At 63.1% G+C, this 13,161-nt stretch carries 23 protein-coding genes and 2 pseudogenes; 5 read left to right on the top strand and 20 right to left on the bottom strand.

The window, feature by feature from the left end:
• Positions 1-70 precede the first annotated feature (70 nt).
• Complete coding sequence (locus VFB05_RS12735; RefSeq protein WP_325012831.1) at positions 71-505, top strand: response regulator; 435 nt, start codon at positions 71-73, stop codon at positions 503-505.
• Positions 506-513: 8 nt separating this feature from the next.
• Positions 514-618, top strand: a pseudogene (locus tag VFB05_RS12740) (arsenate reductase family protein); the annotation flags it as partial.
• A gap of 4 nt (positions 619-622) precedes the next feature.
• Here the strand turns inward: VFB05_RS12740 and VFB05_RS12745 are convergent.
• Together VFB05_RS12745 and VFB05_RS12750 are read right to left on the bottom strand one after the other, a co-directional pair.
• Positions 623-976 carry a (2Fe-2S) ferredoxin domain-containing protein gene (locus VFB05_RS12745; RefSeq protein WP_325012833.1) on the bottom strand — a complete coding sequence of 118 codons (354 nt, stop codon included), beginning with the start codon at positions 974-976 and terminating at the stop codon, positions 623-625.
• A 46-nt stretch (positions 977-1,022) separates the two neighbouring features.
• A complete protein-coding gene (locus VFB05_RS12750) occupies positions 1,023-1,256 on the bottom strand; it encodes a BolA family transcriptional regulator (RefSeq protein ID WP_325012835.1) in 234 nt (77 codons plus the stop codon).
• Between the two features lie 295 nt (positions 1,257-1,551).
• Between VFB05_RS12750 and VFB05_RS12755 the strand changes: the two genes are divergently transcribed.
• The 3 genes and pseudogenes from VFB05_RS12755 (at position 1,552) to VFB05_RS12765 (ending at position 3,012) form a co-directional block, all read left to right on the top strand.
• Positions 1,552-1,923 carry a DUF59 domain-containing protein gene (locus VFB05_RS12755; protein WP_325012837.1) on the top strand — a complete coding sequence of 124 codons (372 nt, stop codon included), beginning with the start codon at positions 1,552-1,554 and terminating at the stop codon, positions 1,921-1,923.
• A gap of 41 nt (positions 1,924-1,964) precedes the next feature.
• Positions 1,965-2,606 (top strand): annotated as a pseudogene (locus VFB05_RS12760) (dienelactone hydrolase family protein); the annotation flags it as partial.
• Between the two features lie 160 nt (positions 2,607-2,766).
• Positions 2,767-3,012, top strand: coding sequence for a hypothetical protein (locus VFB05_RS12765; protein ID WP_325012839.1), 246 nt, complete (start codon positions 2,767-2,769; stop codon positions 3,010-3,012).
• A gap of 21 nt (positions 3,013-3,033) precedes the next feature.
• Here the strand turns inward: VFB05_RS12765 and VFB05_RS12770 are convergent, their stop codons facing one another.
• The 18 genes from VFB05_RS12770 to VFB05_RS12855 all read right to left on the bottom strand — a co-directional run bounded on the left by VFB05_RS12770 (position 3,034) and on the right by VFB05_RS12855 (position 13,107).
• On the bottom strand, positions 3,034-3,477 hold the full coding sequence (locus tag VFB05_RS12770; protein WP_325012841.1) for a group II truncated hemoglobin: 444 nt from the start codon (positions 3,475-3,477) through the stop codon (positions 3,034-3,036).
• 8 nt (positions 3,478-3,485) lie between these two features.
• Positions 3,486-3,653: a hypothetical protein gene (locus VFB05_RS12775; RefSeq protein ID WP_325012842.1), complete on the bottom strand. Its 168-nt coding sequence runs from the start codon at positions 3,651-3,653 to the stop codon at positions 3,486-3,488.
• Positions 3,654-3,658: 5 nt separating this feature from the next.
• Positions 3,659-4,108 carry a Rieske (2Fe-2S) protein gene (locus VFB05_RS12780; protein WP_325012844.1) on the bottom strand — a complete coding sequence of 150 codons (450 nt, stop codon included), beginning with the start codon at positions 4,106-4,108 and terminating at the stop codon, positions 3,659-3,661.
• Between the two features lie 27 nt (positions 4,109-4,135).
• The gene (locus VFB05_RS12785; RefSeq protein WP_325012846.1) at positions 4,136-4,363 is read right to left on the bottom strand and encodes a hypothetical protein; all 228 of its coding nucleotides are present in this window, start codon (positions 4,361-4,363) and stop codon (positions 4,136-4,138) included.
• Between the two features lie 17 nt (positions 4,364-4,380).
• On the bottom strand, positions 4,381-4,689 hold the full coding sequence (locus VFB05_RS12790; RefSeq protein ID WP_325012848.1) for a 2Fe-2S iron-sulfur cluster-binding protein: 309 nt from the start codon (positions 4,687-4,689) through the stop codon (positions 4,381-4,383).
• Positions 4,690-4,722: 33 nt separating this feature from the next.
• Positions 4,723-5,916, bottom strand: coding sequence for a DegT/DnrJ/EryC1/StrS family aminotransferase (locus tag VFB05_RS12795; protein WP_325012850.1), 1,194 nt, complete (start codon positions 5,914-5,916; stop codon positions 4,723-4,725).
• Positions 5,913-6,182, bottom strand: a complete 270-nt coding sequence (locus VFB05_RS12800; RefSeq protein WP_325012852.1) for a DUF6129 family protein — start codon at positions 6,180-6,182, stop codon at positions 5,913-5,915. Before VFB05_RS12800 ends, VFB05_RS12795 begins: the two co-directional genes overlap by 4 nt.
• A gap of 45 nt (positions 6,183-6,227) precedes the next feature.
• Positions 6,228-6,584: a hypothetical protein gene (locus tag VFB05_RS12805; RefSeq protein WP_325012854.1), complete on the bottom strand. Its 357-nt coding sequence runs from the start codon at positions 6,582-6,584 to the stop codon at positions 6,228-6,230.
• A 14-nt stretch (positions 6,585-6,598) separates the two neighbouring features.
• Positions 6,599-6,838, bottom strand: coding sequence for a nitrogen fixation protein NifZ (locus tag VFB05_RS12810; RefSeq protein WP_325012857.1), 240 nt, complete (start codon positions 6,836-6,838; stop codon positions 6,599-6,601).
• The gene (locus tag VFB05_RS12815; protein WP_325012859.1) at positions 6,835-7,155 is read right to left on the bottom strand and encodes a nitrogen fixation protein NifZ; all 321 of its coding nucleotides are present in this window, start codon (positions 7,153-7,155) and stop codon (positions 6,835-6,837) included. Before VFB05_RS12815 ends, VFB05_RS12810 begins: the two co-directional genes overlap by 4 nt.
• Positions 7,152-7,925 carry a 4Fe4S-binding leucine-rich repeat protein gene (locus VFB05_RS12820; protein ID WP_325012861.1) on the bottom strand — a complete coding sequence of 258 codons (774 nt, stop codon included), beginning with the start codon at positions 7,923-7,925 and terminating at the stop codon, positions 7,152-7,154. The genes VFB05_RS12815 and VFB05_RS12820 overlap by 4 nt, the downstream gene beginning before the upstream one ends.
• Positions 7,918-8,451, bottom strand: a complete 534-nt coding sequence (locus tag VFB05_RS12825) for a hypothetical protein (protein WP_325012864.1) — start codon at positions 8,449-8,451, stop codon at positions 7,918-7,920. The genes VFB05_RS12820 and VFB05_RS12825 overlap by 8 nt, the downstream gene beginning before the upstream one ends.
• A gap of 14 nt (positions 8,452-8,465) precedes the next feature.
• Positions 8,466-8,792, bottom strand: coding sequence for a HesB/IscA family protein (locus VFB05_RS12830; RefSeq protein WP_325012866.1), 327 nt, complete (start codon positions 8,790-8,792; stop codon positions 8,466-8,468).
• A gap of 12 nt (positions 8,793-8,804) precedes the next feature.
• On the bottom strand, positions 8,805-9,029 hold the full coding sequence (locus VFB05_RS12835; RefSeq protein WP_325012868.1) for a 4Fe-4S binding protein: 225 nt from the start codon (positions 9,027-9,029) through the stop codon (positions 8,805-8,807).
• Between the two features lie 19 nt (positions 9,030-9,048).
• The gene (gene nifB / locus VFB05_RS12840) at positions 9,049-10,608 is read right to left on the bottom strand and encodes a nitrogenase cofactor biosynthesis protein NifB (protein WP_325012870.1); all 1,560 of its coding nucleotides are present in this window, start codon (positions 10,606-10,608) and stop codon (positions 9,049-9,051) included.
• A gap of 284 nt (positions 10,609-10,892) precedes the next feature.
• Complete coding sequence (locus VFB05_RS12845; RefSeq protein WP_325012872.1) at positions 10,893-11,756, bottom strand: SIR2 family protein; 864 nt, start codon at positions 11,754-11,756, stop codon at positions 10,893-10,895.
• On the bottom strand, positions 11,753-11,977 hold the full coding sequence (gene nifT / locus VFB05_RS12850) for a putative nitrogen fixation protein NifT (protein WP_325012874.1): 225 nt from the start codon (positions 11,975-11,977) through the stop codon (positions 11,753-11,755). Before nifT ends, VFB05_RS12845 begins: the two co-directional genes overlap by 4 nt.
• Positions 11,974-13,107: an aminotransferase class V-fold PLP-dependent enzyme gene (locus VFB05_RS12855; RefSeq protein WP_414643193.1), complete on the bottom strand. Its 1,134-nt coding sequence runs from the start codon at positions 13,105-13,107 to the stop codon at positions 11,974-11,976. The genes nifT and VFB05_RS12855 overlap by 4 nt, the downstream gene beginning before the upstream one ends.
• Positions 13,108-13,161 lie beyond the last annotated feature (54 nt).

A 13,161-nucleotide genomic window follows, 5' to 3' on the forward strand; every position in this document is an offset into this window, starting at 1 on the left:
GTGCCGCTGACGGAACGGAAATTGCTACACCCTCGAACAGCGCCTGTTGGGCGAAGTGAGGAGAATGGTGATGCAGATCGGCGTCGAGACAGCCAAAGCCGTGGACCAGCGACGCGTGTTCGTGGTGGACGAGGACGATGTTACCCGCGCAGCGTTGCAGTTCATGCTGCACGACGAAATCGAGACGCATGAACTGGCGACGCCGGAGGACGCCTATGTCAAGGGCGTCGACTGGCTGCAGCCACACGTGGTCCTGCTCGGCGTTTCCTTCCTGAAGCAACGAGGCCCGGCGCTGATAGGCGAACTTGCCGCGAAATTTGCCGGCGTTCGCATCCTCATTGTCTGCGACAAATCCGAGGAGGTGACGGCGGTCGAAGGCATCAAGGCCGGCGCGCATGGCGCCCTGGTCAAGCCGCTCACGCTGGAATCCGTCCGCAGGAAAGTGGATACCATTCTGGGCCGTGGCGGCGCGGCGCCGATCGTTCAGCTCAGCGTATTGAAATAGGCAATCCCATGACCACGGTCGTGTTTTATCAAAAGCCGGGCTGCGCGACCAACGCCCGCCAGATCCGCCCCCTCGAAGCCGCCGGCCACAATGTCATCGCGAAGGATCTGCTGAACCCTAGTTTCGCTTCAGCACCATCACCAGGCGATCGACGCGCTGGCCCTGCTTAAGATGGGACTCGACGATTTCGTCGATGTCCTCCGTCGTGGTCGGCCGGTACCAAACCCCGTCAGGATAGACCACCATCAGCGGCCCAGCGCTGCAGAAGCCCAGACAGCCGGCGGCCGTGAAGCCGATATCGGTCAGGCCTTGCGCCTCGAGCGCCTTGCCCATCCGGTCCCACAAGGCCACCGCGCCGGACGCGCCGCAACTGCCGCGCGGATGGCTGGGCGGTCGCTGGGTGTAACAGGCAAACACGTGATGCCTGTAGAGTTGCGGAAGTTCGAATTCAGCTTCTGTCTCAGCGTCCATACCCCTGCCCTTGTTTGCATTCGAATCAACTGATTGCTGTCAGTCATCACGCGGGCACCGCGGTTTCAAGCGCAAGCGCGTGAAGCTCACCGCCCATCCGGCCCTTGAGTGCGGCATAGACCATCTGATGCTGCTGGATCCGGCTCTTTCCTGCGAATGCCTGTGAGACCACGCGAGCACCGAAATGATCGCCATCGCCGGCCAGATCCGTGACGACCACGTCCGCATCCGGAAAGGCCTCTCTGATCATTGCCTCGATATCAGGTCCCGCCATTGCCATGTCGCCTGCTCCATCGTTTTGACGTTCTATGCAAGCGGCAAACCATTTTTGCACCATCAGCCGGCACCACCTTTCGTGCTTTTCTCCCAGTCCGGGGTGCTGCAACTGCCATTCATTGTCAGCTTTGCGACAGCGGTGCCTTGCTCTGTTGCGGACATGACGAACGTCGCGCGAGGCATCGGGCCGGGACGGCGTTTGGCGCCGAAATGCTTTGAGATCGGCCTGATCGCGTGCGTCTGCACCATGGCATTGCCGTTGCATCTCCTTGGATCAAGCGCCGATTCGGAGATCTTCCATGACAGAAGCGGACGATCCGCTCAATCTGCTTGCGCCAACTCAAGAAGTGCTGTCGCCGGCGCTGCAGGAGGTGCTGATTGGCGACATCATCGCCGCGCTGCGCACGGTGCATGATCCGGAGATCCCCGTGAACATCTACGATCTCGGCCTGATCTACCGTATCGAGCCGAAGACGGCGGGCCTGGTCGAGATCGATATGACCTTGACTGCACCTGGCTGCCCGGTCGCCGGCGAGATGGTGAGCTGGGTGCAGAAAGCGGTCGGCGATGTCGACGGCGTCACCGAAGCAGAGGTGCGGCTGGTGTTTGATCCGCCCTGGGACAAGTCACGCATGTCGGAAGAAGTCCAGCTCGAACTTGGCCTGTTGTAGCGGGCGCTCATCCACCCATGTCTCTCGAATGGAGGTTTTACATGATCGAACTCACGGCAAGCGACGGACACAGCTTTTCCGCCTACCGCGCCGATCCTACTGACGCGCCAAAGGGGGCTGTCGTCATCCTGCAGGACGAGGCCGGGATCAACCCGCACCTGCGCAAGGTCGCGGACAGCTTTGCCGCCAAGGGCTATGTCGCAATCGCGCCTTCGCTGTTCGATCGGGTGAAGCCGGGTGCAAGCTTCGGCTACGACGAGACTGGTCTTGCAGAGGGTACCGACGTGAGCCGGCAGGTCGCGATCGAGCAGGCCCTGGTCGATATCCAAACCGTGGTCGAGGCGATCAAGGACAAGGGCAAGATCGCCATCGTCGGCTATTCCTGGGGCGGCGATCTCGCTTACGCCTCAGCCAACCGCGTCAACGGCGTTGCCTGTGTCGTCGCCTATGGTGGCTCGGCTACCGTCAACGCCTATCATGAGAAGCGCAAGGTGCCGACGCTGTTACATTTCGGCGAGAACGACGTCCTGATCCCGCTCGAGCAGATCGCGCAGTTTCGCAGCTACCGGCCCGACGTCAGCGCCTTCACCTATCCCGGTGCCGCGCATGGATTTGATTGCGACGCGCGCGACGGCTTTCAGGAAGAAGCCGCGGACAAGGCGCTCGACCGCACCCTGTTCTGGATTTCACAATATGTCGAGGGCCAGCCTCCCATCCTCTTGAAGAACGCCGGCGCCTATGCCCAGGCGAAAACCGATCGCAAGGCCAAGAAGAAAAAGAGTGGCAGCGACGACATGGGACCGCCGATGCGGGAGGTCAATAGCCGAGGCAAGGATTCCAGCGATGCTTCCAACCACCATCCTGATCGACGACGTGCCGCGGTGCGTGGTACGCCCGACCGACAACAAGGATCTCCACCGCTTCCTGCGCAATGGCAAGACGTATCTGCTGGCCGACAAGCCGGACGGCAAGGTTACTCATCGTCAGGCAAACGAGACCGAGTCCGTCAAATGGCACAAGGGACTTGCCTTGCACCGGGCCTGGGGCGGTACGGACGAAGACTTCTTCGGCTTGCCGCTCCTGGATTGACTTCCCGTCACGCGCTTGCCTTCAAGGATGCGCTGCGGCCCGCAGGTCGTGCGGATTGCCCGCCTGGTTGCGCATCCAGTCCGCGAGTTTGGATAGCGCAAGATCGAGCTCGGCCCGCGCAGCGGCGTCCTCAATGGTTTCGTCGAGCGCGCCGCGCATGCAGGTCAGCCAGGCGTCCCGCTCGGCATTGCCGATCGAAAAGCCAAGATGCCGCTGGCGCAGCCGCGGGTGGCCCTTCTCGGGCGAATAGAGCTTGGGTCCACCCGTCCATTCCGTCAGATAGCGCTTGAGCAGCTGCCGGGTCGACGACAGGTCGGCCGGATGCATATCGCGGATGATCCTGGCTTCCGACAGGGTGTCCATCCGCTGATAGAAGCTCTCGACCAGCCGGTCGATCGTGACCATGCCCCCGATCCGCTCGAACATCGAAATGGTCGCGTGTTCCGTCACTGCTGCATCCGTCATCGCGTCTCTCATTCATCCATGCTGGGCGAAAGGACAACTTCCGCCGGCGCGCCCGGTCCTTGCTCTCTCACATATTCCAACCCAGCCACGCGCGACAAGCCCGCGCCATTTTCCATCAGCACGACGGCATTCTCCGGCAAACTTCGCAGCGCTTCGAGCAGCTGGGCGACGGTCATGCCTGTTAGTCCGGATGAATCATGATGTCCATGGTCTCCTCGGCATCCGCGAACGGATCCGGCATGCCGCTGTCCTCCAGAAGCCGCACCCCGCACAGGCAGACATCGCCGTCGATCACGGCGAGTGCGACCGGCTCGAGACCCTTGCCTTTGCAGGGACCATCAAGGCAGGCACCACTCTCGATCTCGAAGATCGCGCCGTGGCGTCCACATTTTAGGAAGGCCCGGTCGGGCGAGAAGAACTCGCCCGCGCCGATATTGAGCCAAACGCCGTCATGCGGGCAGCGGTTGACATAGCCGAGGTAGTCGTTGGCAAAGGTCCTGAGCACGACGAGGGGAAAAGGCCGGGTCTCGCCGGCCTCGTCGATGCGCGACAGGCTGAAGCCCCTGGCGCCTCCGCGTTCGATGGCGTCGGTTGCGCAAATCGCAAACACCTCAATGCCATCCTGTGCCATGTGGTGGCCCTCCGGCCTTGCTCTCGCTTACGCCGCCGTGGCCGTTTCCTGCTTCAAGGCGTCGACCCTGGCCCTGCTCAGCCGAAATACGCCGCGGCCGCCGGCGAGCGTCTGATAGACGTCGCCAGCTTTTTCGCTCAGGAAATTGAACCAGTCCTGCGGCGTCAGTGCGGCCGGCCGCTCGCTGATCTCGACCACCGCACCGTTCGGCGCGAAGCGGGCGTGAATGATCACCCTGTCTTTTTCTGTCTCCATGTCCTTCCCCGTTCGCGTCAGAGACCTGAGCCGAAGCCCAGGAGCTCGATTGTGATGTTCTCGGTTCCGAGCACCTTGGCCTGGCAGGCGAGCCGCGATTTCGAGCTGACGCCGACAATGCTGTCGAGCTTCTCGTTCTCCTCGCGCGCGATCTTGGAAAGCCCCTTGCGGCCTTCCTGCACGAAGATGTGGCAGGAGCCACATTTGGCCTGGCCCTCGCATTTATGCAGGATGCCGATCTCTGCCCCGAGCAAGGCAGCCAAGATCGTCGTGCCCTCGCCTACCTCGATCGTCTTGCCTGCCGGCAGAACTGTTAGTGTCGACATTCAACCCTCCTTTGGTGTCAGCTTCGGTTGTCCTCAATAGATCGCAGCACCCGCACCGACATTGATGGATGCGTCCTTCATCGTCTCCACGATGAAGGCGATCTGGTCGTCAGTCAGATGGGTGTGGAACGGCAGCGCCACGGCCCGGTCGGCGATCTTCTCCGTCACCAGAAAATCGCCATGCCGATAGCCGAGGTCGAAATAATGCCGCTGCAGATGCAGGGGATTGCAGTAGGCGGCGGCCTCGACCTGCTCGACACGCAAATCATCCACGATCGCATCGCGGCTGGAGCGCGCGAAGCGGGTCCCGAGATGGACGAGATAGAGAAACCAGTTCACCTCGGTCACATCGGGGGCGACATAAGGCGGCTTGATGCCCTCGAAGGACTGAACATGTGCGTTGTAGAGTTGCTCGGTCAGCCGCCGCCGCTCCAGGATCTCGTCGAGCCGCCGAAGCTGCGCCAGGCCAAGCGCGGCCGAAAGATCGCTCATGGACGCCTGGAAGGCGGCCGCGCTGCTGACCACGACGGAGGCCCGCTCATCCAGCCGGTGCGACCGGTGGCGGCGTAACGCCACCGCAATGTCGATATCGTCGGTCACCACCATGCCGCCCTCGCCGCAGGTCAGTGCCGCAGGCTGGGCGAAGTCGAACACGGCCACATCGCCGAAACTGCCGACCAGCACGCCCTTGTATCGCGAGCCGATCGCCTCGGTGGAATCTTCCAGCAGCGGCAGCTGATGCGCTTGCGCGATCTCACGCAGCTCCGACCAGGGCGCCGGATGGCCGTTGGGGTTGCCGGCGACGATCGCGCGCGTGTTCGTGGTGATGCGCGCCTCGACCTTGCTGGGAGCCAGCGCGCCGGACCAATAATCGATGTCGGCGAAGACCGGCCGTGCGCCAGCGAGGCTGATCGCATGGACCGTCTCGCGGAACGCGTACGACGAGGCGATGACTTCATCTCCGGCACCTATGCCGACCGCCCTCAGTGCGAGCAGAAGTCCGATCGTGCCGCTCGGAACTGCGATCGCGTATTTGCGGCCGATATAGCCGGCGAATGCCGCCTCGAACGACTCGGCCAATGACCCAGTCGACAGCCGCGGCGACCGCAGCACCGCTTCGACTGCGCCGATCTCCGCCAGCGTGATATCAGGATCGGACAGCGGAATAAACGACGCTACGGCGTCGCCATCGTCCGGATCAGCCGCCGCGAGCGCAAGGCCGGTCATGGCTTTGTGCTCCGCGCCGCCAGCACGACCCCGGTCGCCCGCTCCAGATCAGATGTGATCTGGACGCAATGATCGGAGCCATCGATCAGGTGCAGATCGAACCGCGGCAGGCTCTTGAACGGCACCTCACTCACGTCGGAGGCGTCGCAGCGCGTCCATGCCAAATGCGGAAAGCGCTGGCGCAGCCCGGCCAGCGGGCTCGCACCAGCCTCGGCTGCTGCGACTATGCGTTCGATTTCCGTCAGTTCGTCTGCGCCGAGTGCCATGACAGATCCTGTCGTTGTCCGTGTCTCGAAACCATCAGAAGCGCCTCATTGCCAGAACACCCGCTCGAGATCGGCGTTCAGCTCGTCGGTGGCCGAATTCAGCCGCTGATGGACGCTATGAAACTCCCAGGTTCCGCGCTTGTGATCCTTGCAAAACAGCTTCCAGGTGCCGCCCATGGCGTCGTGGTGCAGCAGCGCGATATCGATCACGCCGCCGTCCGCGTCGATATTGCGCGAGCAGCATGGGCTCTGGATCAGATAGCCGCCGGTGACCGCCCTGACGTCGGGCGAGACGTACCGATAGCGCTTGCGCGCAGCAAGCGCCCGTTCGATGCGCTTGAGGTCGAGCTCGTTGGGATGGGCGGGCATCCCGACCGGTCTCTTCAGCACCGCGGCATTCATCCTGCATCGCTTCCCTAGAGCGGCGTGATCTCTTCTTCAAAACAACCGACCACCAGCCGCTCGCCGAATTCGACGAGATAGACCGGCAGGTTGGCTTCGGTATGCGTTCCGACCTGGACGATTTCGCCGATGCCGCCGACCCCGACCAGGAGTCCATCGGTCGGCGCATCGGGGAACGAGCCGTCGTTGCGCAGGTCGATCGCGGCCTTCACGCGCTGGCCCCATTGGTACTTCGGCAGCCTCGGCTCGATCATGGTGCGGCCTCCTCGGGCAACGGCAGGTCCTCGAGCTCGTCGCGCGCATTGACCGGATCGAGCTCCTTGCGCTTCATTCCGACCCGGTTGCCGCTTTCGAGAAACTCGATGCCATAGATGTAGAACTGCTGCAGGAAGGTGCCGATGGAGACGACGTAGCCGACCTCGCCCTTCTTGGCCAGGATGTCGCCGATCTCCTTGCCGGCATAGGTGCCGTCGTTGCGGATGGTGCGCTTGGCGCGGACCTTCTCGCCAAAGCTGAAGAATGGCGGGCCGCTCAGTTCGACCACGTCGCTGTCGCGAACGATATTGCTCATGCGCCACTCCCTCTCGGCCGCTCGGGCCTGACGGCCACGCGGGCGCGGGCCACTTCCTGGACCATGCTGTCCTGGTCCTCGGTGAGGCCGGCCAGTTCGCCGGCTGCGATCCGGCTCGCAACCTCGTAGCGGACGCGCCAATCCGGGTCGCGGCGGAGCACGGCGAGCGAATTCGGGGACAGCCGTTTCGCGACCTCGATACGAACCGTCGCATCGGCGTCCGTGGCCATGCCGAGCAGCCAGTCATAGGGAATGCGGCGCGCAACAACGCGGCGCACCTCCACCTCCTCGTCCGTCATCAGGCGGCCGAGCAGCGCCGGCGCAATGCGACGGGCAACCACCAGGCGAACGTAGTAGTCCTGATCCGCCACCATCGGCAGCAGCTCCTCGCCCTCGAGCAGGGTCGCTACGCGTATTCGCACCTCCCGATGCGGATCGTTGCGCAGCCGCAACACGAAGCGCTTGGGCAGGCGGCGTGCCGCATTCCAGCGGACGGTTTCCTCTGGGTCATCGAGCAGCGGCGGCAACACAAACAGATTGGCGTGCTTGGCGGCGATCGCGCGCACCTCGAAATGCGGATGAGCGACATAGCCGTCCGCCAGCTCCGGATGCCAGTTGAAGAAGCGGTCGATGCGGCGGGCATAGCGGTCGTTGACACAGGCATGCATCAACCGGCAACCGCCTGCGTTTCTGAGCTCGACATGCGCGCAGGCGACGCAATCGACCTCGTTACCTCTCCAGTCCCGGGCCTCGTCGATGTCGTCACTCATCGTCCTGCCCCATCCGCGAGAGCACGTCGAGCAGGACCTTGGCGCCGATCTTGTCGGAGGGGTCCAGCTCCAAGAGCTTGGCCGCGGCCTGCCGTCCCTCTTCCAGGCGGTCGAGCCGCATCTGCAGGTAGGCGTAGCCTTTGAGCGAGAACAGAAAGAAACGCGGCAGGATGTTCTCGTAATGGCCGAAAGGCGCGTCACTCGCCGCGACCAGACGCCAATCACTCGCAAGCCCATTCTCTTGCGCCGCCTTCGCGATGCAGCGTTCCGCGATCTCGAGCGCCTCCTTGAGCCGCCCCTTGTAGAAATAGAAGCGATAGAGCCCGATCAGCACCGCGGCATGCCCGGGCGCCAGCACCTCGGCTTCGTGCAGATGCCTCTCCGCAATCTCATCCAGATGGTAGGACAGCCCGGCCTGCCAGAGATGGTCCTCGGCTTCCGGCGGCAGGCTCTCACCGAGCAGCGAATGCGCGATCAGCGCCCCCTCTGCGGCCGACAGCGGATTGTCCTGCACATCAGGAGTCATCGGCGTGTTCCGGTCTAATGCGTGCTTCTGCCTGGCTGGCTCGAGCAGCACACCTGCTTCGGGTCATTGAACACCAGGCCGGTGTGGGCGGCGCTGTCAGCGAAATCGATGGTGACGCCATCGAGCAGAAGCCGGCTTTCCGCGTTCAGGAACAGCTTGAGCCCGTTGCGCTCGACGATCGCTTCGCCAGGAGCTGGCGTGGCGGCGACAGCGATATCGGCCGACAGGCCAGAACATCCGCCCGGAGTGACGGCGAGTCGGAAGCCCGAGCCCGCCGCGCCGTCCGCGCGAAGCATGAAGCGGATGAATTTTTCCGCAGCCGGGGTCAGTGTGAAATTCATTGATCTCTCCCTTTAGGCCCGCGGCTGATAGCGCGGCAGCGACGCATCCACGACGCAAGTGTTGTCGACGGGGCACACGGCCACACACTGCGGCTCGTCGAAATAGCCGATGCATTCGGTGCATTTCTTGGGATCGATCACGAATGTCCCGCCCTTCTCGAAGATCGCGACATTCGGGCATTCGGGCTCGCAGGCGGAGCAGCTGGTGCACTGCGAGGCTATGATCTTGAACGGCATTGATCGTCTCCATGAATTCTTAGGCGGCTGAAATCAGCGCGCCCTGACGGATCGCCGCGTCGCCACGCTCGACGTGCTGGATCTCCCCGCTGTTGACCTTGTCGAGATAGGATTTGAACCAGGCGATCGCCGATTTCTCGATGAACTCGTGGGCGTACTGGTCGACCGGCTCGATGCCGGCCTGAACAAGATCGCTCTTCGGGCAACCGCCGATTTTGGCCACGAACACGGCGTGACAGTCGTTGATGGCGCGGATGATGGTCGCAAGACTGTCTTCCTCGCCATAGCCGCCCTGGCAATAGAGATCGACGCGGCGGTGGCCGACGAATTTGGCACCGGACGTCGAGAGTTCGTAGACCTGGAATTCCTTTGCGTGTCCGAAATGCTCGTTGATGAGGCCCGAGCCTTTGGTCGCCACGGCAACCAGCAGCTTGATGTCGCTGCTCTCGCCGGCAAGATCGGCAAGCTCCTCCTGCTTGGCGGCGACCTTGGCGACGCGTTCCTCCTCGACCTTGGCCTGATAGGCCTGGCGCGTCTCGAGGTCGTATTTGACCTCCATTTCCATGATCTTCTCGGTGGTGAACTCCGCGCTGCGGTCCTCGCCGAGCAAGCCGACGGCATCAGCACGGCACTGCCGGCAATGCCGCATCATGTTCATCTCGCCTTCGCAGGAATCCTGCAACGCCTTCAGCTCCTGCGCGGTCGGGCCACGCTGGCCGTTGAGCCCGAACACGGTGCCGTGCTCGGGCGCGGAGATCAGCGGCATGATGTTGTGCAGGAAGGCACCCCGGGACTTGACGGCTCTGTTGACCTCGACGAGGTGCTGGTCATTGACGCCGGGGATCATCACCGAGTTGATCTTGCAGAGAATGCCGCGCTCGGTCAGCATCTCAAGCCCCTGCAGCTGGCGATCTGTCAGGATCTTCGCGGCCTCCACCCCGGTGTAGCGCTTGTGCTTGTAGAAGATCCACGGATAGATCTTGGCGCCGATCTCGGGGTCGACCATGTTGATGGTGATGGTGACATGGTCGACGTTGAAGCGGGCGATGGTGTCGACATGATCAGGCAATGCCAGGCCATTGGTCGACAGGCACAGCTTAATGTCGGGTGCGGTCTGCGCCACCAGCTCGAAGGTCTTGAAGGTTTTTTCCGGGTTCGCCAGGGGATCGCCGGGGCCGGCGATGCCGAGCACGGTCATCTGCGGAATGGTCGAGGCGACCGCCAGCACCTTCTTTGCCGCCTGCTCCGGCGTGAGCTTCTCGCTGACGACGCCCGGCCGGGATTCGTTGGCGCAGTCATATTTGCGATTGCAGTAGTTGCACTGGATGTTGCAGGCGGGTGCGACCGCGACATGCATGCGGGCGTAATGATGATGCGCCTCTTCGCTGTAGCAGGGATGGTTCTTGACCTTCTCCCAGATTTCGGTCGGCAGGTCGCCCTGCCCCGCCGCCGACCCGCAGCTCGCCTTGCCGCTGCCGCCCGAGGTGCCGCAACCCTTGTGCTCGGCAATCGCCTGCATGATCTCGCCGACGTCGACGGCATTCCCCGAGGTGATTTCGTGCTGCGCCAGGCTGTCCATGTTCAGTTCTCCATGCGAGACCGCGTCATGGAGAACGATTAGCAACTCATATGCCATGATCGGCGCCGTCGACATTTGCGGCTAAGCTCAAGGAGTTAGCTGCACTCCTTGATACGACTTCAATTCAAGGCGCCGGCGTTGCGGTGTTTGGAAATGTTCGAAATATGACAGGCGTCGCGACCCCGACATCAGTCGTGATGTGCTTCTTCCGTGCTGCCTATTGACATGCGAATGTAACGCGTGGCGCGAACGCTGCGCGTCTGTCAAGATGCGAGGACAACGTCTCAGCTTGCGAGCAGGATTTCCACTGCACGCGGCAGCGCAACCGCCAGCGGCGTCAAGCCCTGCTCGACCAGGAAGCGCAGCTCATTCTTGGAAAGCGCGTCGGGCTCGACCAGCGCATAATGCGCATCCGCCGACCGCTTGCTGATCTGCCGCGCGTAGGTCCGCAGCAGCTGGTCGTTGAAACGGCAGCCGATGAAGAGGAAGTTTCGGCCTGTTCGTCTCTCCTTGACGATGTCGGGAATCGGGGTCTGGATGTCGATCTCGGTCAGGACTTCGACATAGTCGGCGTCGGAGATCAGGAAGTTCTTCGTAGGCACGACGCTGCCGTGCGGCTTGTAAAGGAGCGTCGTCCAGTCCTTTGCTGCGGCACGATCGACTTCTTTTCCTTGCCCGTCGTAGAAGCGATACCAGCGGTCCTCGCCAATCCCGGCGCGGGTGATGCCCTGGACTTCGCCCCAATTGTCGCGGCCTTCCAGCGCCGAACGCATGGCGCCGTCATACCAGGTGTCGATGATCATCGGCAGCCGCATCTCGGCGAGATGCCGGTGCAGCGCGGTCGCCGCGACCGGCGAGCCGAAGGCTTGCGCCATCAGTGCCGTCACGGTCGAGCGGTGCTTGTTGCTCTCGATGTGCTGGGCCGACGCCCAAGCATTGCCCCTGGTGCGTCGCGGCAGCGCGACCTTGGTGCCGAAGAACGCGGCCAGCGCCTCCGGCGTCATCGGGACATCCGGCTTCGACAGCTCGGCGAGACCGGGTCCGAGGTAGGGCACGACGTGGCCCTCTCGCAGCCGTGCGGCGACGGCGGCGAGCGTCGCCTCGGCATCCGCTGCGCTCACAAAATCGATCTTGGGAATGGCGTTCATCGCTCGTCATCCTCCTCGCCGCGCTTCCTGGCATTGATCGTGATCGGCAGACGCGTGTCGCTTGCCATCTGCGGCAGGTCGAGCACCCAGCCATTGGCGATCTTGATCCAGCCGCCCCACAGGGTCTCATGCTCGGATTCCACGATCGGCTCCTCGAGATCCTTCTTCGGCACATAGATCGACAGGCCCGCCTCCGGAGAGCGCCGGATCATAACTTTCATGAGATCAACTCCGTGGATCGGGACGAATGAGAAAGTGGCGCCGCCTTCTCCTGCGACATCGTTCGCAGGCCGGGGACAATGTCTGACAGCTCGCGCACGGTCCGGTGGATTTCCTCTGGCGTGGTCTCGCGCGACAATGAGAACCGCACGGCGCCCCGCAGGCACTCCGCCGACACGTTCATGGCGCGCAGCACATGCGAAGGCTCCATCGAGCCCGAGCTGCAGGCCGAGCCCAGCGAGGCGGCAATGCCGGCGCGGTTGAGGCGATGGACGATAGCTTCACCTTCGAGATGAGCGAACGCGATATTGGCGGTGTTGGGCAGGCGATTGCGGATGTCGCCCAGCGCGACGCATTGGCCGAGTCGCAACACGCCCTGCTCCAGGCGATCGCGCAAGGCGCTGACCCGACCCCGCTCGACCTGAAGAGCAGCCGCCGCGAGCTCGGCGGCTTTCCCTAGGCCCACGATGGCAGGCACATTCTCCGTGCCGCCGCGGCGCCTGCGCTCCTGTGGCCCGCCGGAGATCAGTGGCTTGAACCTGGTCCCCTTGCGCAGGTAAAGCGCGCCGATACCCTTGGGACCATGCAGCTTGTGTCCGGACAGCGACAGCATGTCGATCTCGCTGTCCTTCAGGTCGATCGGCACCTTGCCCACGGCCTGGACGGCATCGGTATGAAACAGCGCGCCGGCGGCGCGCGCCATTTTGGCGAGGAATGCGATTGGAAAAAGCGTTCCGGTCTCGTTGTTCGCCCACATCACGGAGGCGATCGCCGTGCGCGGCCCGAGTGCGTGGCGAAACGCCTCGATGTCGAGCCGGCCGAGTGAGTCAACCGGGATCAGGTGCGTCTTGATTTCGCTGCTTGCGAGCTGCTCGACCAGCGCCAAGACAGCCGGATGTTCGACCGCGGTGGTCACGATCTCGTTCCGGCCGTCCTGGGTCGCGAGCGCTGACAGGATGGCAGTGTTGTTGGATTCGGTGCCGCCGGAGGTAAAGACGATCTCATGATCGAACGCTGCCCCCAATAGCGCCTGCAGGCTGCGTCGCGCCTGACGGATTGCGCCCGCGACCTCGCTGCCGAAGGCGTGGGATGAGGAGGCATTGCCGAACTGCTCGGAGAAAAACGGCAACATCGCGTCGACCACGGCAGGATCCGTGCGCGTCGTCGCATTGTTGTCGAGATAGAT

It is taken from the genome of Bradyrhizobium sp., from assembly GCF_035652035.1.
In the GTDB taxonomy this organism is placed as follows: domain Bacteria; phylum Pseudomonadota; class Alphaproteobacteria; order Rhizobiales; family Xanthobacteraceae; genus Bradyrhizobium.

Bases quoted from the DNA above. Each gene is read 5' to 3' on its own strand.
- VFB05_RS12800 (WP_325012852.1), bottom strand. From the start codon at position 6,182: ATGGCACTCGGCGCAGACGAACTGACGGAAATCGAACGCATAGTCGCA.
- VFB05_RS12795 (WP_325012850.1), bottom strand. From the start codon at position 5,916: ATGACCGGCCTTGCGCTCGCGGCGGCTGATCCGGACGATGGCGACGCC.
- VFB05_RS12815 (WP_325012859.1), bottom strand. From the start codon at position 7,155: ATGAGCAATATCGTTCGCGACAGCGACGTGGTCGAACTGAGCGGCCCG.
- VFB05_RS12825 (WP_325012864.1), bottom strand. From the start codon at position 8,451: ATGACTCCTGATGTGCAGGACAATCCGCTGTCGGCCGCAGAGGGGGCG.
- VFB05_RS12805 (WP_325012854.1), bottom strand. From the start codon at position 6,584: ATGAATGCCGCGGTGCTGAAGAGACCGGTCGGGATGCCCGCCCATCCC.
- nifB (WP_325012870.1), bottom strand. From the start codon at position 10,608: ATGGACAGCCTGGCGCAGCACGAAATCACCTCGGGGAATGCCGTCGAC.
- VFB05_RS12810 (WP_325012857.1), bottom strand. From the start codon at position 6,838: ATGATCGAGCCGAGGCTGCCGAAGTACCAATGGGGCCAGCGCGTGAAG.
- VFB05_RS12855 (WP_414643193.1), bottom strand. From the start codon at position 13,107: ATGTTGCCGTTTTTCTCCGAGCAGTTCGGCAATGCCTCCTCATCCCAC.
- VFB05_RS12765 (WP_325012839.1), top strand. From the start codon at position 2,767: ATGCTTCCAACCACCATCCTGATCGACGACGTGCCGCGGTGCGTGGTA.
- VFB05_RS12770 (WP_325012841.1), bottom strand. From the start codon at position 3,477: ATGACGGATGCAGCAGTGACGGAACACGCGACCATTTCGATGTTCGAG.
- VFB05_RS12745 (WP_325012833.1), bottom strand. From the start codon at position 976: ATGGACGCTGAGACAGAAGCTGAATTCGAACTTCCGCAACTCTACAGG.
- VFB05_RS12775 (WP_325012842.1), bottom strand. From the start codon at position 3,653: ATGACCGTCGCCCAGCTGCTCGAAGCGCTGCGAAGTTTGCCGGAGAAT.
- VFB05_RS12780 (WP_325012844.1), bottom strand. From the start codon at position 4,108: ATGGCACAGGATGGCATTGAGGTGTTTGCGATTTGCGCAACCGACGCC.
- VFB05_RS12735 (WP_325012831.1), top strand. From the start codon at position 71: ATGCAGATCGGCGTCGAGACAGCCAAAGCCGTGGACCAGCGACGCGTG.
- VFB05_RS12820 (WP_325012861.1), bottom strand. From the start codon at position 7,925: ATGAGTGACGACATCGACGAGGCCCGGGACTGGAGAGGTAACGAGGTC.
- VFB05_RS12835 (WP_325012868.1), bottom strand. From the start codon at position 9,029: ATGCCGTTCAAGATCATAGCCTCGCAGTGCACCAGCTGCTCCGCCTGC.
- VFB05_RS12750 (WP_325012835.1), bottom strand. From the start codon at position 1,256: ATGGCAATGGCGGGACCTGATATCGAGGCAATGATCAGAGAGGCCTTT.
- VFB05_RS12830 (WP_325012866.1), bottom strand. From the start codon at position 8,792: ATGAATTTCACACTGACCCCGGCTGCGGAAAAATTCATCCGCTTCATG.
- VFB05_RS12790 (WP_325012848.1), bottom strand. From the start codon at position 4,689: ATGTCGACACTAACAGTTCTGCCGGCAGGCAAGACGATCGAGGTAGGC.
- VFB05_RS12785 (WP_325012846.1), bottom strand. From the start codon at position 4,363: ATGGAGACAGAAAAAGACAGGGTGATCATTCACGCCCGCTTCGCGCCG.
- nifT (WP_325012874.1), bottom strand. From the start codon at position 11,977: ATGAAAGTTATGATCCGGCGCTCTCCGGAGGCGGGCCTGTCGATCTAT.
- VFB05_RS12845 (WP_325012872.1), bottom strand. From the start codon at position 11,756: ATGAACGCCATTCCCAAGATCGATTTTGTGAGCGCAGCGGATGCCGAG.
- VFB05_RS12755 (WP_325012837.1), top strand. From the start codon at position 1,552: ATGACAGAAGCGGACGATCCGCTCAATCTGCTTGCGCCAACTCAAGAA.